3 protein-coding genes and 2 pseudogenes are annotated in these 1,905 nt (G+C 47.3%); 4 read left to right on the top strand and 1 reads right to left on the bottom strand.

Features of this window, described 5'->3' with window-relative positions; genetic code table 11:
• Positions 1-232: DUF1883 domain-containing protein (locus BN1044_RS24230; protein WP_139130961.1), on the bottom strand; the 232-nt coding region annotated here is incomplete at its 3' end.
• Positions 233-552: 320 nt separating this feature from the next.
• Here BN1044_RS24230 and BN1044_RS16690 point away from each other — a divergent pair.
• The 4 genes and pseudogenes from BN1044_RS16690 to BN1044_RS23970 form a co-directional block, all read left to right on the top strand.
• On the top strand, positions 553-885 hold the full coding sequence (locus tag BN1044_RS16690) for a phage holin, lambda family (RefSeq protein ID WP_072309640.1): 333 nt from the start codon (positions 553-555) through the stop codon (positions 883-885).
• A gap of 9 nt (positions 886-894) precedes the next feature.
• The gene (locus BN1044_RS16695) at positions 895-1,509 is read left to right on the top strand and encodes a glycoside hydrolase family 19 protein (RefSeq protein WP_072309641.1); all 615 of its coding nucleotides are present in this window, start codon (positions 895-897) and stop codon (positions 1,507-1,509) included.
• 164 nt (positions 1,510-1,673) lie between these two features.
• Positions 1,674-1,844, top strand: a pseudogene (locus tag BN1044_RS23965) (lysis system i-spanin subunit Rz); the annotation flags it as partial.
• Position 1,845: 1 nt separating this feature from the next.
• A pseudogene (locus BN1044_RS23970) lies at positions 1,846-1,905 on the top strand (hypothetical protein); the annotation flags it as partial.

Raw genomic sequence — 1,905 nt, forward strand, 5'->3', positions numbered from 1 at the left:
TTGCTAAATCAGTGTGGTTTTGTGCGGGTTCTATAACGACATTCCAGATACCCGCCATAGGGATATCAATATCTGCAGGAAAGTTACAAAAGTATCCTCCAAAGTAGCTTGCTCCCTCACCATCATTGTAAGAGTGAAAATTTTTATCATCCATTAACAAAACCATGGCTGGCTGTGAGCAGGTTACACATAGGTGCGAGTGCTGCTTTAAAAATAGTTTTCTGTGTGGCATAGGACGTACCTATAGAAGAGAAAAGGCCCTTGCCTCCGAATTCAGACAAGGGTGCCAAAAAGCTAAATAGGGAAACATTAAATATATAAGCGACACTGGAGAACCAATGGAGTGGCGAATCGGATTATGGCTATCCAGCCTGCATTTGGCAATAAAAAACCAACTAAAAACAAACTTTATCTTAACAATACTTAAGGTTATCTAATGTATTTAGGCTTGTGATGTGATGTTTTTGGTTAGATATCAACGTCAATTATCATTCTGATTAAGCCAAAATTGGACATCAATAACCCTACCGCGCTGGTGGATGGGGGGAGAACATGAAAATGCACAAAAGCCCCGAGCTCTGGGCCATGTTAATGACATGGATTGCAGAGCACCGCAGCGAGGGAAGTTACGCATTCATTGCGGGTCTAATGGCTATCCTACGGGGGATATATAACGGAGACTCACCGTGGTGGCGACGGATTCTTGATGCCGGTATGTGCGCGCTGGTGGCGTTCTTTATTAAAGACCTACTCATGTTGATGCGTTTTGATCAGCAATGGGCGTATATCGGAAGCGTCTTTATTGGCTTCTTGGGTATTGATTATTTCAGCTCGGTTCTACGTCGTGTTGTCGGCAGTAAGACAGGCGTCCCTCCTCAACAGTAAGGCAATTCAATGGATCTCGAACAGTTTCAACAGGCGGCTGATATTAGCGCCGGATTAGCTGCGCGCTGGTTTCCGCACATCGATGCAGCAATGAAAGAATTTGGTATTACGTCGGCAACCGATCAGGCGATGTTTATTGCTCAAACGGCACATGAATCTGGTGGTTTCCGTCAGGTTGTTGAATCACTGAATTACACACCGGGTGCTTTGGTGGCGGTATTTGGTAAGCGTATTACTCAGCAGCAGGCCAATGCTCTCGGACGAACGACAGCGCAACCTGCTCGACAAGATGCGATCGCTAATTTGGTTTATGCCAATCGCTTAGGTAATAAAGCCTCCGGCGATGGTTGGAAGTATCGAGGCCGTGGCCTTATCCAAATTACTGGACTTGATAACTATCGCGCATGTAGCGCCGCGTTAAAGCTTGATTTAGTGACCAAGCCTGAACTCTTGGAGCTCGACCAACAAGCTGCGCGTTCGGCTGCATGGTTCTACACATCAAAAGGCTGCATAGCCTACGGTGCTGACGTTTACCGAGTGACGCAGATTATCAACGGCGGTCTGAACGGTATTGATGATCGACAGGTACGTTACAACAAAGCGCGGGCGGCGCTGTTGGTATGAATATCAATCTCAGTTGGCGAATGATGACAATTGGCATCTTGCTGGTGGCGTTGGTCGTCGCTGGGAGAATAGCTGACCATTACCGCGATAAATACCATCAGGTGGATAAAGACCGCATTGCTGCTGAACAGTTAGCCCGTGAACGCCAATCCACCATTAATGATATGGCTCACCGTCAGCAGCTTAATGCGGCTTTGGACGCGAAGTATATGCAGGAGTTACTAGATGCTAAGTCACAAGTTAAAACTCTTCGTGCTGACCTTAACAGTGGTACTAAGCGGCTGCGCATCGCGGCCAGTTGTCCAAAACTGCCCAAAACCACCGCCGCCACCGGCAAGCCTGATGCAACCGTCCCCCGACTTGATGACTCCGTTGAACGGGATTATCTCAGTCTCA

The organism is Hafnia alvei, assembly GCF_900095695.1.
Classification (GTDB): Bacteria; Pseudomonadota; Gammaproteobacteria; order Enterobacterales; family Enterobacteriaceae; genus Hafnia; species Hafnia alvei_B.

Excerpts from the sequence above, each read along its gene's own strand:
- BN1044_RS16695 (WP_072309641.1), top strand. The coding sequence starts at position 895 with ATGGATCTCGAACAGTTTCAACAGGCGGCTGATATTAGCGCCGGATTA.
- BN1044_RS16690 (WP_072309640.1), top strand. The coding sequence starts at position 553 with ATGAAAATGCACAAAAGCCCCGAGCTCTGGGCCATGTTAATGACATGG.